The following is a 19,982-nucleotide window of genomic DNA, read 5'->3' as shown; positions in this document are numbered from 1 at the left end:
CTTTAAATAGTCATGTTCCATTATTTCAACATGGAAACGACCCATTTTTGTACATCCTTTGCTGCTGGAATCAACTTCTTCTCTTTTGGTTCCTTCCGGACAGGTCTCCCTTGATTCACGGCAGCTTGCACACCCTTATGATCGCGGCGGATTTCTGCACGGACCGGATATTTCACAAACCTTTCGATGTCTTTCTTGGATAGCTCGTTTTCCTTCCCTGTTTCATTAAGGATAATCTCCAACCTTTCCTCGGTGACGATGCCGAGACGCTGGAACAATTCCTCGACGTGCTTAAGCACCTTGATGGAAGGGGTATTCAAATTCATGACATAAAAGATTTTATCCGCTTCTGTCAGCACGGCATAGCTTCGTTCATCCATAGCCGACGGGATGTCGACAATAATAAAGTCGTAACTTCTGCGGCAGGCCCTAAGCAGGCGGGTAATATATTCTTCATCCACGGACTCTGCCAGTTCTGCATCTTTAGGGCTAATCAAAATTTCCAACTTGGAGAAGCCTTCTTTCTCCGAGACATTCCGGATATGGTGTTCGTTGATCTCGTGAATGACCGGCTTCAGATCAATGAGTGAGCGATTGCTGTCAATTCCCAAAAAAGTCTCTGCCCCGCCGTATTGCAAGTTCAAATCAATATAGATGACTTGGGCGGTTGATTCTAATTTCAATGTCTGGGCAAACGCGGTGCTAAGGAAGGTTTTTCCGCTCCCGCCTTTTCCGCTGTAAAAGGCCAGCACCTGTCCCCTCCCCCGTTTAAAACTTCCCGCCGAAGCAGCAGCTTCTGTCTTCGTCCTTGTCTGGGCGGCAAGGCCTCGAACCCGGTCTGTCAGGACATTGATTTCGTCTGGAATAACAAGGTAATCCATGGCACCTGCCCTTGTGACATCACGCAGCAATTGAAAATCCTGCAAGTCATGTATGAATAAAATGGACACCGCCGGAAATTCCTTTATTAAGGAGTGAATTAAGTCCACTGGCGACTCAAAGCTATTTTTTAACACAATCGCGATGTGCGGTTCATGCCTTTTCAGCTCCGCCAGGTAATTCTGCGCTTCGATAAAGACAACTTCAAATTCCGTCAACGCTTCTTTCACCGTACTGTATAAGCCATTCTCTTCACCGATAATGAACAGCTTTGTCTCTTTACTCATACTGTCTCCTCCGTCACTTGCTTATCTATGAATATAGAACCCTATCTTAATTCCCCTTAAGTTCCGGGAGGCTTCTCGCCAGTTGCGGGTTTTTCCTGGGAAGGAGGGTTATTCCCGGCAGGCGGGGCCGGGTTGGCTGCAGGCTTCTCCTGCTGAGCGGGAGGCTTCTGCTGTACCGCCGGCGGTTTAGCCGGCACCTGAATCGTATCTTTGCCATCCGCCGGTTTTTCCCCTTGAGCTCCTCCTTGGCCCATTTCTTCTTTGCCTACATTCGCTTTGACGATTCGTACGCTGTCCGAGTAATTCTGCATATGTATCAGCTCAGGTGCTTTTTCAAGTGGTACTTCGACCTGCACCCCTTGGAACTCATTCTTCCGCTTCGCTACACGAGCCACTTTGACATCTCTCATGAAAATTTCCGTCTTCTCCTCACTACCAAACGTATGAGAAACAATTATGTCCACCCGATCCAAAGCCTCAAGAGGTTCATCAAAAAAGACCCTATCCGAACTCATGAGAGTTATTAATCTATTATTCTCTTCCACAACGGCCGAAGCTTGCTTCAGGACGTTTTTCGTAATGATGTCCCCTTCGGACAAGGGCACTACAGAAACCTTATTTTGCAATTCCTTAACATCGACAACATGATAGCTTCGAAGGTACTTCTGTGGGATTTCTTCCTTCTTAATGTTGTTTGGCGTAATAAGCGTCCTTGAGCTAATGTCTTCCCTCGCCACGAATACCTCGGCCATCGTTCCAAGGTCCGAATTGAGCGCCTGGACCTTCTTCAATACAAGGAATCCAGCAATCAAGGCCAATAATAAGGCTAAAATAAAAAATATAATGGCTCTTCTCTTAGACTCTAACATTCTGCATCTTCTCTCCTACCCCAGGTTCTTTTTTCTCATATTTAATCGAATTGGATATATTTACCTCTGTATTTACCGCCATTTCAATGCGGACAAACATAAATTCAACTGTTTTTTTAATTTCCACTACTATTTTAGTAACATCCGTTCACAAAGCTGTCAATTTTATCCCCTTTTCACTAAATAACGCCTATGATTATTTGACTATATAAAAAAACAGACCTTACGAAAAATCAGGACTATACTCCTAAAACAGAGTGTTTTTTCAGCTGATTTAGGACAAGCACAAATCTTAAATTTCACTTCTTTAGTCATGTTTAACGTAAAAATTGTAAAGATAATCAGGTCTTTATAATTATTTTTCAAATAATTGTTAACTAGAAAAATTAGCGGATTTTGTTTAATAACTTTGTTTTACGGGTATTAACCGATTTTTTGAAAGGACGAATACCTCCGATTTTCTATATCTTAAAAGAAATGCAAAATGGGCACTCATTTTCAAAATGGAAATTTACAAAAATGCCGATGGGAATTGTGCGCTCCACCGGAATATCATCCTTAGTCTGGCATTAAAGACGCGAAAGTTGAGCCATTTATAAAATTTGGTTGTTAGTCCTAATGGGAACGCCTTGTCCACCCGGCCAATTTCCGCATACTCTATAGGAAATTGAAGAAAGGGGGAAAAACATGTCCAGGTTTACTTGTAGAGATTTCCGCAGGGAACACCGTTTCTTCTGCAACGAGTTTGCTCCGATTTTGGCCGAGGCTGAAACAGAAAACAAGCGTGAACACGGTAACCCTATTAAGAATCGGGAATTCTCCAAATGCTGCCGTACAAACAACGATGAACGCGGCCACCGCCGACATCATCATCACCACTGTAGCTAAGTCTCGAGCATGGCTTGAGCCAATGCACCTGCCACACCTCACTTTCACCGTATATAAACATAAAAGCCGGCTTCTTTTCCAATTAGGAAGAGAATACCGGCTTCTTTTTAACTCGCGCTATGTTGATTGCCTTTCAATCAGCTGGACAGGCAATGTATAAAAATGCTCCATGTCAGGCTGCTGTTCGATTATTTTTACAAGAGTGGCGGCCGCCAACTCTCCGAGCTCATAAATCGGCTGGGCGACCGTAGTCAGTTCAGGTGTGGTTGACTCTGAGAGCATAATTCCATCAAACCCTACAACCGCAATATCTTCAGGGACCTTTTTGCCAAGTTTGTGGATTGCCTTAATTGCTCCTATGGCGCTCAGGTCATTCCCTGCAAAGATTGCATCAATTTCCGGGTTCATCATTAGGAGCCGGAGCGTCGATTCGATGGACGTTTTCATATCATAATTGCCCTCGGCGATATAGCTCTCCTCAAACCATGGCTCATGCCCCACCTCTTCAAGATACCCGGCGCAACGTTCAACTGCATTGGGAATATACATCGGCCCGCGCAAATGGGCAATCCGCTTCCGCCCTTTGTTCTTCAAAAAGCTGACAGCCATGCTGGCGCCTTTCTTATTTTCAACCAGGATGCTCGGCAGTTCTTTGCTGATTTCCCGGTCAATGCTAACCAGCGGGATATTGTACTTTGTCACCTGGGCAGCGCTAAGCGTATTGGATACGACAATCATCCCGTCAATATATTTCTGCATCATCATTTCAAGGTAGCTCTGCTCTTTCTCCTTGCTTTCATCCGTATTGCACAAGATCACCGTGTAGCCGAGCCTGGACAGTGTATCCTCAACCGCCCGCGCGAGTTCCGGGAAGAAGGGGTTCACGATATCCGGGACAAGGAGGCCAATTGTTTTGGACGTTTTTTTAAAAAGGCTCCGCGCTACCGCATTCGGCCGGTAATCCAGATCGTCAATCGCCTTTTGCACCCTTTTCCGGGCATCCTCGCTCACATATCCTTTATCATTCAGCACCCGGGACACAGTCGCAACCGACACTCCCGCATGTTTCGCAACTTCTTTAATAGACGCCATTTTATCACTTCCATTTTTGTGTAACCGATTACACAAAGTTTACATTTACTTAGAAATGAAGTCAATTCAATACTATCAGGACAAAAAGGCCTCCGCCACTCTGAATGAATGGAGGAAGGCCTTTTACGTTTTATCTATCTCTTTCCTTTGTCATAAATTTCACCTAATGCTCTCGGAGCGCGATTTGATTTTGAGAAAAAGATTAATAACAATAACGTCAATACATACGGTAAAATCATGAACAAATCGGTATAACTGCTTGGCAATGCCATTGACTGGGCAATAAAGGATCCCCCGGATTTTGCAAAACCAAATAAAAGGCAAGCGGCTAATGTAGGGAGAATCCTCCAATTGCCGAAAATTAAAGCAGCAATCGCCAAGAATCCATAACCCATATAAATATTGGATGAAAAATTGGCCGAAATTGAATAAGCGAAACACATGCCGCCCAGCCCTGATAATAGGCCGGATATTAGAACCGCGGAAAACCTGATTCTCGATACATCAACACCCGCCGCATCAACCGCATGAGGGTTTTCCCCGCTCGCTCTTAAGCGCATGCCGAATTTTGTTTTATATAAAAGGTACCATGCAAAAAAGGCGATTACGATGATGATCACTTGGAACGGATACACATTCGTAAAGAAAGCGCCAATCAATGGTATATCGGCTAAACCTTCAATCGTAAACCGCTCGGATACACCTAATCGAAACTTATCCGAAGCAGATCCGAATACAAGAGCATTTATTTGAGTCGTTAAGAAAGTCGTTAGTGCCAACGCCAAAATATTAATCACAACGCCACTGATTACTTGATTGGCCTTAAATTTAATACTTAGTACAGCATGAATAACGGAAAATAGCATCCCGCCTATCATCGAAAACACAAGTGCGACGTAAACGAGGCCTTCAATATTTGTTCCAGATGCATTCGCGATTAAAACAGCTGACAGCGCTCCGATGAATGCCCCGAACCCCTGAAAACCTTCAAGCGCCAGATTGGTAACACCGCTCTTTTCACTATATATTCCGCCTATTGCAATGATAAAAAGAGGCAGAGCAAAGGATAATCCATCAATAATTATTGTATTCATTAGGATTCAATCTCCTTTCGTTCTACTTCTTTTTCCTTCAGGCGTCTTACTTTCTGCTTCAAGTATTCGCCACAAGCACTAACCAATAGGATTAATCCGATGATAACAGAAGCAATTTCTTGTCTAATTCCAGACTGTGAACTCATATATGTGCTTCCCTGATCAATAACGGATACTAAAAAGGATGAAAAAATAACACCAATTGGATGGGAGTTTCCTAATAGTGATACCGCGATGGAATCAAAACCGATACTTGATAAAACTTTTGGCTGTATGGAAGAAAAATAACCTAAATAATACGTCACACCTGCAAGGCCAGCCAAACCTCCCGATATAACCATCGCCAGGACTGTATTTCTTCCGACGTTCATGCCTGCATATTTTGCTGCATTACTGTTGGAACCAACCGCTTTAATTTCAAATCCAACTACTGTTTTGTCCATGACAAATTTTAATAAAATAGCTGTAATTATTGCTAAAATAAATCCTAATGGAATATCCATTTTCAAGTTGGCCAGTTCAACATTTACTAACGTTAATCTTGCGGCCTCCCCGATATATTTTGATTGCCTTGAAACAGGATCGATATAATACATGTGAATAAAAAAGCTTATGACATACTGGGCAATATAATTTAACATAATCGTCGATACGACTTCATGAATGTTGAATTTATATTTTAGCCACCCTACTAATCCTCCCATTAGCCCTCCGGCGATAAATCCGATTAGCAAAACAAGCGGCTTTGCAATTATTGCATCCAAACCACTGTAACCAACTAGAATTGTCGCCAAAAAACCAGAGACGAGCATTTGGCCGGAAACCCCAATATTAAATAAACCCGCTTTTAAAGCAACAGCAACTGCAAGGCTTGCAAAGACAAGTGGTGTCATCGCATTTAGCAAGCTTAAAAAATCAGTTGCGATGCCCTTATAGCCAGCGTAGGAAGGTTTCGGTAATATGCCTGATCCTTGGAGCAGGTTGTAAAAAGCCTGTAAGGGATTTTTACCCATTAAAAGGATAACAAGTGCCGCAGCAATAAAACTTATTAGGATGGAGACAACTGGAATCGAGATAGGCTGCCATTTCTCATTACTTAATGGTCGAATAAGACTATATTGTAAGTTTTTTCTTTTGCTATCTTTACTCATGCTTCGCCCCCATCATATATTCACCAACTTCATTCGCCGTTACTGATCCACTGCTAGCAATTTTTTGAAGTTGGCCATTATATATAACTCCAATGGTATCCGCTACATTCATAATTTCATCTAACTCCAATGACACAAGTAAGATCGCTTTTCCCCGATCTCGTTCCTGAATCATCATTTTATGAATATTTTCAATCGCACCAATATCTACTCCGCGTGTTGGCTGAACAAAAATCATCAGCGGCGATTGTAATTCGATTTCGCGTGCTATAATTGCTTTTTGCTGATTTCCGCCACTCATCGAACGAACTTGCGTTTTCGTACCTTGTCCACTTCTAATATCATATTTATCAATCAGCTTACCGCCGAATTGCTCAAATTCATCTTCATCCAAAATCCCCTTACGAGAAAAGGGCTCTCTATAATACTGCTTTAATGCCAAGTTAGTAGATAAATCAAAATCCAATACGAGCCCAAAGCTTTGTCGATCCTCAGGAATATAAGATATTCCGGTTTCGGTTCTGTTTCGAATGCTTTCATTCGTAATATCCTTACCTTGGAGGAATACTTTTCCGCCACTAACCCTAGTTAATCCAACAATGGCATCCGCTAATTCAACCTGGCCGTTATCAGCGACTCCAGCAATAGCGAATATTTCGCCGCTATGGATGGTAAAGGACACATCTTTTACTACTTCAAATCCATCTTCATTTTTAACAGTTAAATTTTCTACCTTCAATACTTCCTCTTTAAATACGGCAGGAGCTTTATCAGATTCAAAATTTACTTCCCGTCCGACCATGAGTCGGGCCATATGCCTGGTAGATGTTTCTTTCACATCCAATACATCCACTAATTTACCTTTGTTCATTACAGCACAGCGGTCGGCAACTTTCTTAATTTCCTCAAGCTTATGTGTAATTAAGATGATTGTTTTTCCAGCATCTCGTAAACCTTCAATAATATTGAGCAAGAAGTCAATTTCTTGCGGCGTTAAGACTGCAGTTGGTTCATCAAAGATAAGGATTTCCGCTTCACGATACAGCACTTTTAAAATTTCAACCCGTTGCTGCATGGAAACAGTAAGGTCAGCTATCTTTTTCGTGGGATCCACTTCTAAGCCAAAGTTTTTAGACAGTTCTTCAATTTTTCGATTCGTATTGCGAATATCCACGTATGGACAGAGCCCCACGAATTTTTTGATTGGCTCGACTCCTAAGATAATATTTTCTGTAACCGTATAATCAGAGACTAATTTAAAATGCTGATGGACCATTCCTAAATTAAGTTTTGCCGCATGATTGGGTGAACTAATGTGGACCTTCTCACCGCGAATAAAAATTTCTCCTTCATCCGGTTCGTACATGCCACTTAGAATACTCATTAGAGTTGATTTACCCGCGCCATTTTCTCCAAGCAGGGCAAATATTTCTCCTTTTTTAATGCCAATCGATACATTATCATTTGCCACTATTCCCGGAAAACGTTTGGTTATATGTTTCATTTCTACAATATAATCAGACATCTTTCGTCTCCTTTTTTAGGAAAAATAAGAAGTTCATCATTCCCTGGCTGTTCTTTCACCAGGAAATGATAAACTTCTACTATTTAAGAATGTGTTTCTATTGAACGTTATAACCCTGGAAACTTTTCTGGAGTATGGCCATTAAAATTAGATGAAGGTACGATTGTACCGTCTTGCACTAACTTGTAAGCTTCATTCAGTTTAGCAAGTGTATCCTCTGATAATTGGTGGCGGCCTTCTTCACTAATAAACCCAGTTGAATCTGTATCTGCATGAAGAACAACATTTCCACCTTTAAAGCTTCCATCAACAACAGAACTTAATGTCTTTTCAATATTCATAGCCATGAATTTTACCGCAGATGTTAAAATGATATTTTCAGAGCCATTTTTACCGTCATCAAATTGGTCAACATCGACACCAATTACTTTCACGTCACCTTTGGCTTCCTTAACTGCTGTGAAAACACCATTGCCAGTACCACCAGCGGCAACAAAGATGATATCTACCCCTTGTTTGATTAGCGCATTTCCAATCACTTTTCCAGTTGCTTCATCGGCAAAAGATCCTGCATAGTTACCGCCAACATCCTTACCTTCTACATCAGTCCCTGCATAACCGGATAATTCAACAAGTTCAACATTTTTCCCATAAATCTTATTAGCATAATGTACACCGGATTCAAAGCCAAATTGATAGTTTACATTTGAAGGATAAGCGATACCATTTACAACCGCTACTTTGTTTGTCTTCGTTTCAAGTGCTGCAGCCATTCCTGCAAAGAAACCACTTTCTTGTTCAGCAAAATTCATCGCATAGATATTATCAAAATCAGTTTGTCCATCTACAGGAGCGGGCTCAGAGTCATTTAATATAAACATTTTATCCGGGTTTTCTACAGCTAGGCTAGAAACCCCAGCAAATTGGAACCCAGGCGTTACAATTACATCATAATCTGCCACAATATCGGCAACAGCTTGTACAGCAGCGGCAGGATCACCTGTTTCTTCTTTAATCGCCTTCACTGTTGCATTTGGATGCTTGTCAATAAAACTCAAAATACCGTTATAGTTATCTTCATTAAAGCTGCCATCATCAACGCCTGAAGGGCTTGTTACAATGGCAATTTTCAACCCGTCTTTATCTGTTCCAGCCTTAGCTTCCTTTTTGTCGGCTGCGTTATTTCCGCACGCTGCCATTACAACAGTTAGTAAAGCAATGAATAATACCACTGCTAGTTTCTTTGTGCCTTTTGTCATTAAAATGACCCTCCCTGTTTTTCTTGGTGAATGATTGTTTGTGTAAAAATTAAAAAAAGCACCGAGTGAAATACCGGTGCTTGACATCAGGAAGGCAGATAAAGGAAATAAAAACAGACAGACTTATCTCCGTTATTCTATACACAACCTCGTAGTCAAGCTATTTACGGCAGCTTGGTAGAAACTTTCGGGCCATATCCCCAATATTATACGAGAATAATATTTAATTTTTACTCACTCCTAGTAACACTAGAAGTTCCCGCCGTCAATAAGGCTCGAATATTTTTTAAAAAATACCAATTAATATTCGTAAAATAATAAAGATACTTATACCTAACCACTAAAAAGAATAAAAAAGAGGCTTCTCATATAGTTTTATAAACTTATGAGAGCCTTCAAAATTACTTTCAAACTTCTCTTAAAAACATGTAGGTAAGCAGAATTTACAAGTCTTATTTATGATTGGACACTTTTCATTTATTGGTGTGGAGTTTCTTCCTTTTTTCTACGTGGTTTTGGTTTGAGATACAAACCAAGTTCTTCTTTCTCTTTAGCTAAAGAGCGATAAAGTGAAATCATCATTAAAATAATGATAAACGAAAATGGGAAGGCTACCCCAATCAAAGTATTTTGCAAAGCTTGTAAGCCCCCACTATATAAAAGAACTAAAGCTACAAGTGACTGTGCAATCCCCCACGTAACTTTTACACTAGTAGGTGGCGTAAGTGATCCGTATGTTGTTTGCATGCCAAGTACAAATGTTGCGGAGTCAGCAGATGTAATAAAAAAGATACCTACCAGCACTATGGCTAAAATAGATAGAATAGTCGTCCAAGGTAATTCATTAAAAATTGCAAATAAAACTTCCTCAGGTGCGAGCTGAGATAGATCAGCACCTACAGCTTTTTGGACCTCGATTGCTGTTGTACCAAACACAGCAAACCATAAGAAACTAACGATAGCTGGAAGTAATAAGACTCCAATGACAAATTCACGGATCGTTCTGCCTCTTGATACACGGGCGATAAAAATTCCTACAAATGGCGCCCATGATATCCACCATGCCCAATAAAATATAGTCCAGCTATTAATCCATGAGCGGTGCTCTTCATTAAATGGTGCAATCCGAAAGCTCATTTGAACGATATTTTGAATATAGCCGCCAAGTGAGTCAGTAAATATGTTTAAGATGAGGATTGTAGGCCCCACAATAAAAATTAGGATTAATAATGCAAGTGCCAAATACATATTTGCATTACTTAAAATTTTAATTCCTTTTGCTAATCCAGTTGAAGCTGAAACAATAAAAAGAACCGTAACAACAGCAACAATGATCAATTGAATGGTAAAGTTATTTGGTATTCCAAATAAATAAGATAATCCTCCATTAATTTGTGCTGCACCAAATCCCAGGGTTGACGCAACTCCAACAACTGTAGCAACAACTGCTAATACATCAATAACTGTTCCCAGGTTGCCTTCCATTGCTTTTTTTCCCAAGACAGGCTTTAATGTAGCGGATATGAGGCCAGGTTCTCCCTTTCGAAAATTGAAGTATGCCAGCGATAATGCTACGATCGCGTATATTCCCCATGCATGAATGCCCCAGTGGAAAAATGTGTATCTCATAGCCTCTTTATTTGCTTCGGCTGTGCCTGCCTCAGCGATTGGAGGACTCATGAAGTGTGAAAGGGGTTCTGCTGCTCCCCAGAACACAAGGCCAATTCCCATTCCTGCACTAAACAGCATTGCAAACCAAGATGCTTTTGAAAACTCCGGTTTCTCATCAGGTTTTCCTAATTTTATTGCCCCAACAGGGCTAAAAATCAGAAAAATACAAAAGACCACAATGATTGTGACCAAAATTAAATAATACCATCCAAAAGTTGACGTAATAAATCCCTGAATATTTGCGGTTGCATCTTCAAAACTGTTTGGAGTGGCAACACCAAATATGACTGTTATGAAAATAATCGCAACTGAAATCCAAAAAACGTTTGATATTTTTTTCATCAAAACTTCCCTTCTTTTTAAAAAATTGCAGATGTTTTTTTTTAATAAGTGCAAAATAAACTAACATTTTAAGGATTTTTTTGCCTAATTCCAATAAATAAGGGTACGCTAGTAAATTCCATAAAGAATCTATTCTATTATTACACTCAACGAATTTTTCTAAACAATTTGAATTTGACCTGGAAGCTGGAATGGTTACTAGCTCCCACCTCCTATATGCATTGTGCTTAAGTGATGAGTGTAGAGGGAGCGGGTGAGGACAACTAGTTTAACGCGCAGCAACAGACATGAAAAGAGGCTTCTTGAAAGTCTGGTCAACTAGTTAGAAGCCCCTTTTAATTTACAGTCGGAGTTGTGTCGGGGTTATATCTCAATAACTTCTTTTATTACTTGAGTGTTTGTTGCTCGATTCTTCCAGCAAATTTCTTACATCCGCCCCAGATGGATTCTGGAATACTCGAAGCCCGAACTCTGGTGCAACCGCAAATAGATGGTCAAAAATATCAGATTGCACCGTTTCATACACTGCCCACTGTACGGAATTCGTAAATGCATAAATTTCAATAGGCAACCCATTTTCACTAGGTGCGAGTTGTCTAACCATTAATGTCATATTCTGATTGATTCCATCGTGGTTTTTGAGGTAATTGCTGATATATGCTCTAAATACACCGATATTGGTAAGCGCCCTCCCATTCACAGGATTGTCCCGATTAATTTGATTTTTCTCATTGTACTCCGTAATTTCCCTTTCCTTTTGAACGATGTAGTCAGAAAGGTAATCTACTTTTATAAATTTCTCAATCATTTCCTCGGTGCAAAACGTGATACTACTCGTATCGATATACAAGGAGCGTTTGATTCGCCGGCCGCCTGAGCTTTGCATCCCTCTCCAGTTTATAAAAGAATCGGAAATAAGGGCATAACTTGGTAACATCGTAATCGTTTTATCAAAATTTTGGACCTTTACGGTATTTAAAGAAATATCAATGACGTCACCATCTGCTCCATACTTTGGCATTTCAATCCAGTCACCGACCCGAACCATATCATTGGCCGTTAACTGAATTCCTGCCACTAGCCCTAATAACGAATCTTTAAATACCAACATCAACACTGCCGAGAGAGCACCAATCCCACTTAATAGGATGAGGGGACTTTCCCCTATCAGGTTCGAGATTACTAAGATGGACCCTACAGTCATAATAATAATGTTAACCACCTGAAGATATCCCTTAATCGGCTTAACCTTGGATATTTCAAAGGTTTGATAAATATCATTAAGTGCATTAATTAAGCTTTGAATGACCGCTAACCCTACAATAATGATATAGGTAATCGCCAATTTTTCTATAGTTGTATCATAGGTTGGAAAGGTTGAAGCAAACGAATAAATGATGATCGCGGGAACAATGTGGGATAACTTCCGGAAAACGTGCCTATCCAAAATGATTTTACCCCATTTGACTCTGGAGTTTGTAACGATCTTAGTAATGACCCTTATCACGATTTTCTTTGAAATAAAATTTGCTGCGATACAGATGATCCCTATTAGCAGAATCTTGATGATACTCGCAAGAGGTTTTACTAATTTAGGATCCAGTTCCATATTCAAAAGTAGATTATTAACGAATTGCATGTGTCTTCCTCCGTTTAAAAAATGAAAAAAAGAAGCTTCCCATAAGTTTGCTCAACTTATGAGAAGCCTCTATTATAATCCTCTTTGTTAAAAAAATGTTAGCAAAACACTCTTACATCACTCAAAAACCAGTCATACCAAGGGTTTGAGGGCAGATTACATCATGCAGCTTATATATTTTTATGCTGTTACATTTTTAACCGTATTAGAAGAAAGTCGCAAGCTATATTTAGCCACTAAAAAACACCCCAAAAGATGAAATTCTACCATTTGGGGTGCAGTACACTTATCGGAGTTTCCAAATTCTTCAAAGGACCCTTCAATTGGATGTCCACTGGCTATCATTCGAAAGATCATTCATTCGATCATAGACATCGGCATTAGCTGAGGCTTTAGGGTTAACCGAGATATATACATTTTCAATATCAGGGTCAATTGATTTTGCTAAATCCGCTATTTTCTGTGCAACGTCCTTGGAAAGATTATTATTGTTATTATTGAGTTGTGCAGTTACATAAGCATTATTATTTTTAATAGTAACATTCGACTGATCAACTTCATTCATTGAAACAATTTTATCCTCAATTTGGTCCGCAACCTTCATCCCCTGTGTATCATTGTTAACATTATTTATATTAGCCTTTTGTCTATTGTTATCATTCGAGCCATCATTATTAACACCACAGGCTGAAAGGACCAAAGCTGTTAATGCAACCGAAACTAAGGCTATTCGTTTCATAAAAACCCTCCTTTGTTTTACACGTTTTTATATTGCCATCATTTTTTCGTCAATATACATGTGATTTTCCTTACTTTGCAATGATTGTTGCGTTTGTTGTTAAGGAATCACTTCGACACCCACCACCGGTACTATCTACATAATTAAGTTAATTCACACAAGCATTATTCACCTATAAACACTGATATATCAATGTTTATGGGTGTTTTTTGTTTTCCGGGAATACGTTAGAAAACGCAGGAATGGATTTGGTTTTACATATTTCACAAAAATTTTTAAGCAGAGAAAGCTGTAAACAGTTGAAACATTTGAGCTCATACATATGTTGAAAAAATTGTATAAAAAATGGAGATGCTTAATGAATTATTTTAAAACTAAAAGACATTATAGATAGCAAGGGAAAAATTTCAAAACTGACGCACTACATAAATAGTAAGGGAGATATTAAGATGATAAAACGAACGGTTACAATTTTTTTGACAGCAATAGTCGTCATGTCTACGGTCGTAATGCCTACTTTTGCGGAGAAAGGTGGAACACAAGGGAACAAGCCCTGGATGAACACCAAGCTCTCTGCTGAGAAGCGCACCGAGCTGCTTCTCGATGCGATGACGATCGAACAGAAGATGCAGCAAATCGTCATCTCGCGCTTCAATGAGAACAACACCGGTGAGACGGTCGTCATCAACAGGAGAGGTACCAGCAAGTACCAAAACGGAGTATTCGAGCCCCAGGGCACTTTGCCTGGATGTGAGTGGCAGGACACCGGCCGGCAAATTCGTGGGATCAAGGAACTAGGTATCCCCACAATCCGCATGACCAACGGTGGCACGGGTGTGAAGGGCGGATCGTGTGGCAATGACCCATTGGCGACGGGACTACCGTCCACCTTGGCCATGGCCGCGACTTTCAACCGTAAGCTAAACAATGAGGCCGGTCGGATTCTAGGTAAAGAGACCCGGGCCTTTGCCCATCACGTAATGCTCGGACCGGGCATGAACCTCGTGCGTCACCCGTACAATGGCCGGAACTATGAGTACTTCAGTGAGGACCCATACCTGACCGGTACACTAGCGACCCAGCAGGTCAAGGGAATCGAGTCCCAGGGGGTGCAGGCCCAGCTTAAGCATCTAGCAGGCAACGAGCAGGAAACTGAGCGATGGACGATGGGGGTACAGGTTCCCTCACGTGCCATGAACGAACTGTATATGCTGCCCTTCGAGATGGTCGTTAAGGATGCAAATCCAGCCTCTGTGATGTGCTCGTTCCCAGATGTTAATGGCACCTTTGCCTGTGACAGCCCTGAACTGCTTCAAGATGCTTTGCGCAGAAACTGGGGCTTCAACGGGTATGTCATGAGTGACCGTCGCGCGATTCATAACACGGTCTCCGCTATTAAGGCGGGAATGAATGTCGAGCTCGACTGGGCACCGCAATACTACACCCAGGAGAAAATCAAGAAGGCCCTTGATTCGGGTCAAGTGACCGAGAACGACATCGACAATCTGCTTCGTCCACGTTACATCAAGATGATTGAATTCGGCCACATGGATAAGCCTTTCAACAAGTTCATGCCTGAAATCGTCGATGCGAAGGCCAATGGTGCGAGCGCTCGGAAGATGGCCGAGGAAGGGGCCGTGCTGTTAAAGAACGATAACGGCTTCCTGCCACTGGATGGTAAGCCGAAGTCGATCGCGCTGATCGGCGCCGAGTGGTTCGCCGGTATAGCCAAGATGTCCCCGCGCTCTATTCGGGCCGACAATGAGAACGTCGTGACCCCTTACACGGTCACCCCACAGCAGGGCTTGGAAAACGTTATTAAGGAGCGGGGCTACAACACCAAGGTGACGTACAACGATGGCCGTGATCCCCAGGCTGCCGCCAAACTTGCCTCACAGTCTGACATCGTGTTGCTCATGGTCGGTGACAACCCGCATGAAACTGCGGACCGCGACACTCTCGGCTTCCCGGCTATCAATCAGGTGAAGCAGGAGCCGCTGATTGATGCAGTCCTGAAGGCAAACGCGAAGAACACTGCTGTGATCCTGAAGACCTCTGGCACGGTGCTCATGCCGTGGTTGGATCAGGTTCCTGCCGTACTCGAGGCGTGGTTCCCGGGTATGGAAGATGGCAATGCTGTCGCCAATCTGCTCTACGGGAAGGTCAATCCTTCTGGAAAGCTGCCTATGACGTTTGGTGCTAAAGCCCGAGAGGCCGCTTTCGCGACCGAGAAGCAGTACCCAGGAACTCGTCAAGACACCGGCAAGCCTGGTGGCCCAGGCCCGTACGGTAACGGTTCCCAACAGTTGATTGCCCGGTACACCGAAGGCCTGCAGATGGGTTACCGCTGGTACGAGGCCAACAATGTAAAGCCCGTCTTTCCTTTCGGATACGGTCTATCGTACACGACCTTCAAGTATGACGCCCTCAAGGTGAAGAGGGTTCGCGGCAACAAGGGCTCGTTGGCCGGTCTTGACGTGACTTTTACCATCACGAACACTGGTAAGGTTGCTGGTAAAGAAGCAGCCCAGGTCTACTTAACCCTTCCGAATAAGACGGGTGAGCCGGCCAAACGGCTTGTCAACTTTGAGAAGGTCGACCTTAAGCCAGGTGAGAGCAAGAGTGTGACACTAAGGATTAACCAAGCAGACTCCAACCACCCGTTCTCCTATTTCATTCCGAAAGAACCAGATAACCTGGCGAACTGGGCTGACGGCGAATGGGCAACTGCTGATGGAAAGTACCGCGTACATGTCGGTGGTTCCTCGGCAGATACTCCCCTGGTAAAGGACATTCCGTTGAACTTCAAACTCGACAAAAATAAAGGCAAAGGCTCTAAGTAATAGACCTCTGGTCATGGGATGATGCCGTCGACCAGCAGAGGTCGTCGAAACATCCCAAAGGCGGTGAGCGAGCAGGCTCACCGCTTTTCTCCTTGTCAAAATTTCCAGTAAGGACGTGAGAAGTTTGATCAAGAAATCAGTTCGGAACAGCCGGAGAGGTTTGGTGAATTCGTGGTGGGTGGTTCTTGGCCTGGTGTTCCTCTTGACCGCATGCATCGGGGAGGAATCTGACAAGCAAGTCGAGAGCAATGAAACTGGGGAACCAGCCCCGTCCAAGCTCGGCGACTGGCAGGTCCCCGGCTTGGTGGACCGGGCCGGCAAGCCAATCAAGGTGCCGACGCCCGGCCGGACCACAGGCAGGACTCTGGACGTCACGGACTTCGGGGCAGATCCGGATCCGGACTCAAAAGACGACGCAGCAGCCATCAGGAAGGCCCTGGACGCGGCCAAACCGGGTGATGAGGTCTTCCTGCCGGCCGGCACGTATGACCTGCGCACCACTGACCCGGCCGATGAGTCGGCGAACATCGTGCTGCGCAGCGGTGTGGACCTGCGGGGAGAGGGTCAGGAGAGAACCGTGATGATTACCTCCTTCGACGGTGAGGATGACAGCCGGGTGATCCGGGCCTCCGGTGTCCACGACGTCATTGTCGCTGATTTCACTATTACCTCCCGTTATAAGGGACCACTCGGCGATGATCCCGACAACGGCGACACGGGTGGAGGTCCTATGTATGGGATCTACCTCGGAGCTCACAAAGGGAAGGCCAGTTCCCGGATCCTTGTGGAGAACCTGGGCATTCGCAGGTTCAAGCGCCACGGAATCTCCGTCAAGGCCAGCCGTGAAGTGACCCTCACTGGAAACTCTGTAAGTGAGGCAACTGCTGTTGGCCCCGGGGGACAGGGCTATGGAATCGCTATCGAGGGTTCAGCGGATCAGCACGACCCAAATGCCGCTAACGATTCCAGGCACAACGTCGTCATCGGCAATACCTTCAATGGCAGGCATTTGCGGCATGCCATTCTGCTGCAGTTCCCTACGCACAACAATCTCGTGGCGGAGAACACCATTACCGGCAGCATCCTCGACGCCATCGACCTGCATGGCGAGGGTGAATACCTGAACGAGGTCCGGGATAATACGGTCGTTGGCGGGCAGAAGGCGGGTATCGCGCTCGGCAATTCCGGCGGGGCAAAGAACAAACATGATGCCTCAGGTCCTGGAAACTGGGTGCACTCCAACGACTTGATTGGAAACCGTCAGGGAGTCCTCGTCATCCTGGGAACTCCTGACACCCTCATTGAGGACAACAGGATCACCGCTGGGGATGATTCGCGGGTCGGCATCGAGCTCCGGAATGCGCCAGGCACAAAGTTGCACGGTAACCACATCACTGGTGGGACTGACAAGTTCTGGGCCATCCGCCTCATCAAGGACCGAGGTGCTGACGGACGGGGCAAAGGAATCCCGTCAGGCATCAGGATCAAGGGCAACGTCATTCGACAGGCCGCCAAAGGCATAAGGATCGATGCCGGGAAGAATCTTTGTATAAGGGAAAACGTTTTCGACGGCATTGAGGGAGACGAGTTGAGGGTGGCCGACGGGATAGAGGTGAGCAAGTCTTGTCCCTAAGTCGACAAAATGTATCAAAGTTGTGGCATTTCCGTGGCATGAATCGGGTCATGAAATTAAAAATAAGATGATCATTATTAAGTATTAATTGAGTTAAAAACTGCCCACGAAGGTTACTCTATAATCTGGCCCTTAAATGGAAAAAGAGCGCTGATCCTTATTCAAGGATTGCGCCCTTTTCATGAATTCTAGATTTCGAGACAATATTATTAACGAACCTTCTTATAATATGGAAGAAAAGGCCTCCCAACAGTTTAGCAAACTGATGAAAGACCTTCTCCTATAGTTAGCTTTTTGTCATAGGTTTCCATGTTTTTTATAAAACGAGGACCAATCCGAGGACAAGAAAAGCATATTATCATATTAGAAGTTGATATAACAAGGTTTCAAAACCCTAATTACATCATGCCGCCCATTCCGCCCATGCCCATGTCAGGCATGCCGCCGCCTTTGTTTTCCTCAGGCTTGTCGGCAACAACTGCTTCAGTTGTCAGGAACATAGCCGCAACGGATGCAGCGTTTTGAAGCGCGGAACGTGTAACCTTTGTTGGGTCAACGATACCGGCATCGATCATGTTCACCCATTCGCCAGTAGCAGCGTTGAAACCAGTGCCGATTTCTTCACGCTTCAGGCGGTCAACGATGACAGAGCCTTCGAGGCCTGCGTTTTGCGCAATTGTGCGGACAGGCTCTTCCATAGCGCGAAGTACGATGTTCACGCCTGTTTGCTCGTCGCCTTCAACCTGGATTTCAGCCACTTTGTTGTAAACGTTCAAGAGGGCGACGCCACCGCCGGACACGATTCCTTCTTCAACAGCAGCACGAGTTGAGTTCAGGGCGTCTTCGATACGAAGCTTGCGCTCTTTCAATTCTGTTTCAGTTGCAGCGCCGACCTTGATGACAGCTACGCCACCAGCCAATTTCGCAAGGCGCTCCTGCAGCTTTTCACGGTCGAACTCGGAAGTTGTTTCTTCAAGCTGAACGCGGATTTGGTTTACTCGCCCAGCGATTGCAGCTGAGTCTCCAGCGCCTTCAACAATTGTTGTGTTCTCTTTGGAAACAACAACCTTGGAAGCACGGCCAAGAGATTGGATTGTTGCGGATTTAAGGTCACGGCCAAGCTCTTCTGTGATAACTTCGGCGCCAGTAAGGGCAGCGATGTCTTCAAGCATAGCTTTGCGGCGGTCACCGAAGCCAGGAGCCTTAACAGCAACAGCGTTGAATGTACCACGAAGCTTATTGACTACCAATGTAGCAAGCGCTTCACCTTCAACATCTTCAGCAATCAGCAATAGCGGCTTGCCTTGCTGGACAACCTGCTCAAGGACAGGAAGGATTTCCTGAATGCTGGAAATTTTCTTGTCAGTAATCAGGATATACGGATTATCAAGGACAGCTTCCATCTTATCGGAATCTGTAACCATATATGGAGATGCATATCCGCGGTCGAATTGCATACCTTCTACTACATCAAGTTCGGTAGCGAAACCTTTTGATTCTTCAATCGTAATAACACCATCGTTGCCAACGCGCTCCATTGCTTCAGCGATCAATTGGCCGACTTCTGGGTTGTCAGCGGAAATCGCCGCAACTTGGGCGATGGATTCTTTTCCTTCGATTGGCTTGGAAATTGCCTTCAATTCTTCAACGGCAACCTTTGTCGCTTTTTCAATCCCCCTGCGGAGAACCATTGGGTTGGCGCCTGCGGTTACGTTTTTCAGGCCTTCACGGATCATTGCCTGCGCAAGGACAGTCGCAGTCGTTGTACCGTCACCGGCAACATCGTTTGTTTTGCTTGCCACTTCGGCAACAAGCTTGGCACCCATGTTTTCGAATGCGTCTTCAAGCTCGATTTCTTTCGCGATTGTAACACCGTCATTTGTGATAAGCGGTGAACCGAATTTTTTCTCAAGAACAACGTTGCGCCCTTTAGGCCCAAGCGTGACTTTAACAGCATTTGCAAGAGCATCTACACCGCGAAGCATTGAGCGGCGCGCGTCTTCACTGAACTTAATGTCTTTTGCCATAGTTCAAAAACCTCCTCAAGTCAGATAAAATTAGGTATGTGCCC

Annotated in this window: 14 protein-coding genes and 1 riboswitch; of the genes, 3 read left to right on the top strand and 11 right to left on the bottom strand. The window is 43.9% G+C overall.

Annotated elements, in window-relative coordinates; genetic code table 11:
* Positions 1-20: 20 nt before the first annotated feature.
* Together V1499_RS01505 and V1499_RS01500 are read right to left on the bottom strand one after the other, a co-directional pair.
* A complete protein-coding gene (locus tag V1499_RS01505) occupies positions 21-1,166 on the bottom strand; it encodes an AAA family ATPase (protein WP_409273208.1) in 1,146 nt (381 codons plus the stop codon).
* A gap of 56 nt (positions 1,167-1,222) precedes the next feature.
* Positions 1,223-2,035, bottom strand: a complete 813-nt coding sequence (locus V1499_RS01500) for an SAF domain-containing protein (protein ID WP_409273206.1) — start codon at positions 2,033-2,035, stop codon at positions 1,223-1,225.
* Positions 2,036-2,722: 687 nt separating this feature from the next.
* On the opposite strand from V1499_RS01500, the gene V1499_RS01495 reads away from it, so the two are divergent.
* The gene (locus V1499_RS01495) at positions 2,723-2,923 is read left to right on the top strand and encodes a hypothetical protein (RefSeq protein ID WP_409273205.1); all 201 of its coding nucleotides are present in this window, start codon (positions 2,723-2,725) and stop codon (positions 2,921-2,923) included.
* A 117-nt stretch (positions 2,924-3,040) separates the two neighbouring features.
* On the opposite strand, the gene V1499_RS01490 is transcribed toward V1499_RS01495, so the two are convergent.
* The 8 genes from V1499_RS01490 to V1499_RS01455 form a co-directional block, all read right to left on the bottom strand.
* Positions 3,041-4,015 carry a LacI family DNA-binding transcriptional regulator gene (locus V1499_RS01490; protein ID WP_409273203.1) on the bottom strand — a complete coding sequence of 325 codons (975 nt, stop codon included), beginning with the start codon at positions 4,013-4,015 and terminating at the stop codon, positions 3,041-3,043.
* A gap of 134 nt (positions 4,016-4,149) precedes the next feature.
* Positions 4,150-5,109: an ABC transporter permease gene (locus V1499_RS01485; protein ID WP_409273202.1), complete on the bottom strand. Its 960-nt coding sequence runs from the start codon at positions 5,107-5,109 to the stop codon at positions 4,150-4,152.
* Positions 5,109-6,260: an ABC transporter permease gene (locus V1499_RS01480; protein WP_409273201.1), complete on the bottom strand. Its 1,152-nt coding sequence runs from the start codon at positions 6,258-6,260 to the stop codon at positions 5,109-5,111. Before V1499_RS01480 ends, V1499_RS01485 begins: the two co-directional genes overlap by 1 nt.
* Complete coding sequence (locus V1499_RS01475) at positions 6,253-7,785, bottom strand: ABC transporter ATP-binding protein (protein ID WP_409273200.1); 1,533 nt, start codon at positions 7,783-7,785, stop codon at positions 6,253-6,255. The genes V1499_RS01480 and V1499_RS01475 overlap by 8 nt, the downstream gene beginning before the upstream one ends.
* A 107-nt stretch (positions 7,786-7,892) precedes the next feature.
* Positions 7,893-9,044: a BMP family protein gene (locus V1499_RS01470; protein WP_409273199.1), complete on the bottom strand. Its 1,152-nt coding sequence runs from the start codon at positions 9,042-9,044 to the stop codon at positions 7,893-7,895.
* Positions 9,045-9,176: 132 nt separating this feature from the next.
* Positions 9,177-9,278, bottom strand: a riboswitch (purine riboswitch).
* A 243-nt stretch (positions 9,279-9,521) separates the two neighbouring features.
* Complete coding sequence (locus tag V1499_RS01465) at positions 9,522-11,057, bottom strand: glycine betaine uptake BCCT transporter (RefSeq protein ID WP_409273197.1); 1,536 nt, start codon at positions 11,055-11,057, stop codon at positions 9,522-9,524.
* 370 nt (positions 11,058-11,427) lie between these two features.
* A complete protein-coding gene (locus V1499_RS01460; RefSeq protein WP_409273195.1) occupies positions 11,428-12,696 on the bottom strand; it encodes a mechanosensitive ion channel family protein in 1,269 nt (422 codons plus the stop codon).
* 319 nt (positions 12,697-13,015) lie between these two features.
* Entirely contained in the window at positions 13,016-13,435 is a 420-nt protein-coding gene (locus V1499_RS01455; protein ID WP_409273193.1) for a YhcN/YlaJ family sporulation lipoprotein, read from the bottom strand.
* A 449-nt stretch (positions 13,436-13,884) separates the two neighbouring features.
* Between V1499_RS01455 and V1499_RS01450 the strand changes: the two genes are divergently transcribed.
* Together V1499_RS01450 and V1499_RS01445 are read left to right on the top strand one after the other, a co-directional pair.
* On the top strand, positions 13,885-16,278 hold the full coding sequence (locus V1499_RS01450) for a beta-glucosidase (protein WP_409273192.1): 2,394 nt from the start codon (positions 13,885-13,887) through the stop codon (positions 16,276-16,278).
* 124 nt (positions 16,279-16,402) lie between these two features.
* Positions 16,403-17,911 (top strand): right-handed parallel beta-helix repeat-containing protein, encoded by a 1,509-nt coding sequence (locus V1499_RS01445; RefSeq protein WP_409273190.1) that lies wholly within the window; start codon positions 16,403-16,405, stop codon positions 17,909-17,911.
* Positions 17,912-18,309: 398 nt separating this feature from the next.
* Here V1499_RS01445 and groL read toward each other — a convergent pair whose 3' ends face one another.
* A complete protein-coding gene (gene groL / locus V1499_RS01440; RefSeq protein ID WP_316572835.1) occupies positions 18,310-19,938 on the bottom strand; it encodes a chaperonin GroEL in 1,629 nt (542 codons plus the stop codon).
* Positions 19,939-19,982: the final 44 nt, after the last annotated feature.

Source organism: Neobacillus oceani, from assembly GCF_046237595.1.
Classification (GTDB): domain Bacteria; phylum Bacillota; class Bacilli; order Bacillales; family Cytobacillaceae; genus Bacillus_D; species Bacillus_D oceani.
Note: the sequence above shows the minus strand (reverse complement) of the source record. Positions and strands in the feature narration are given on the sequence as shown.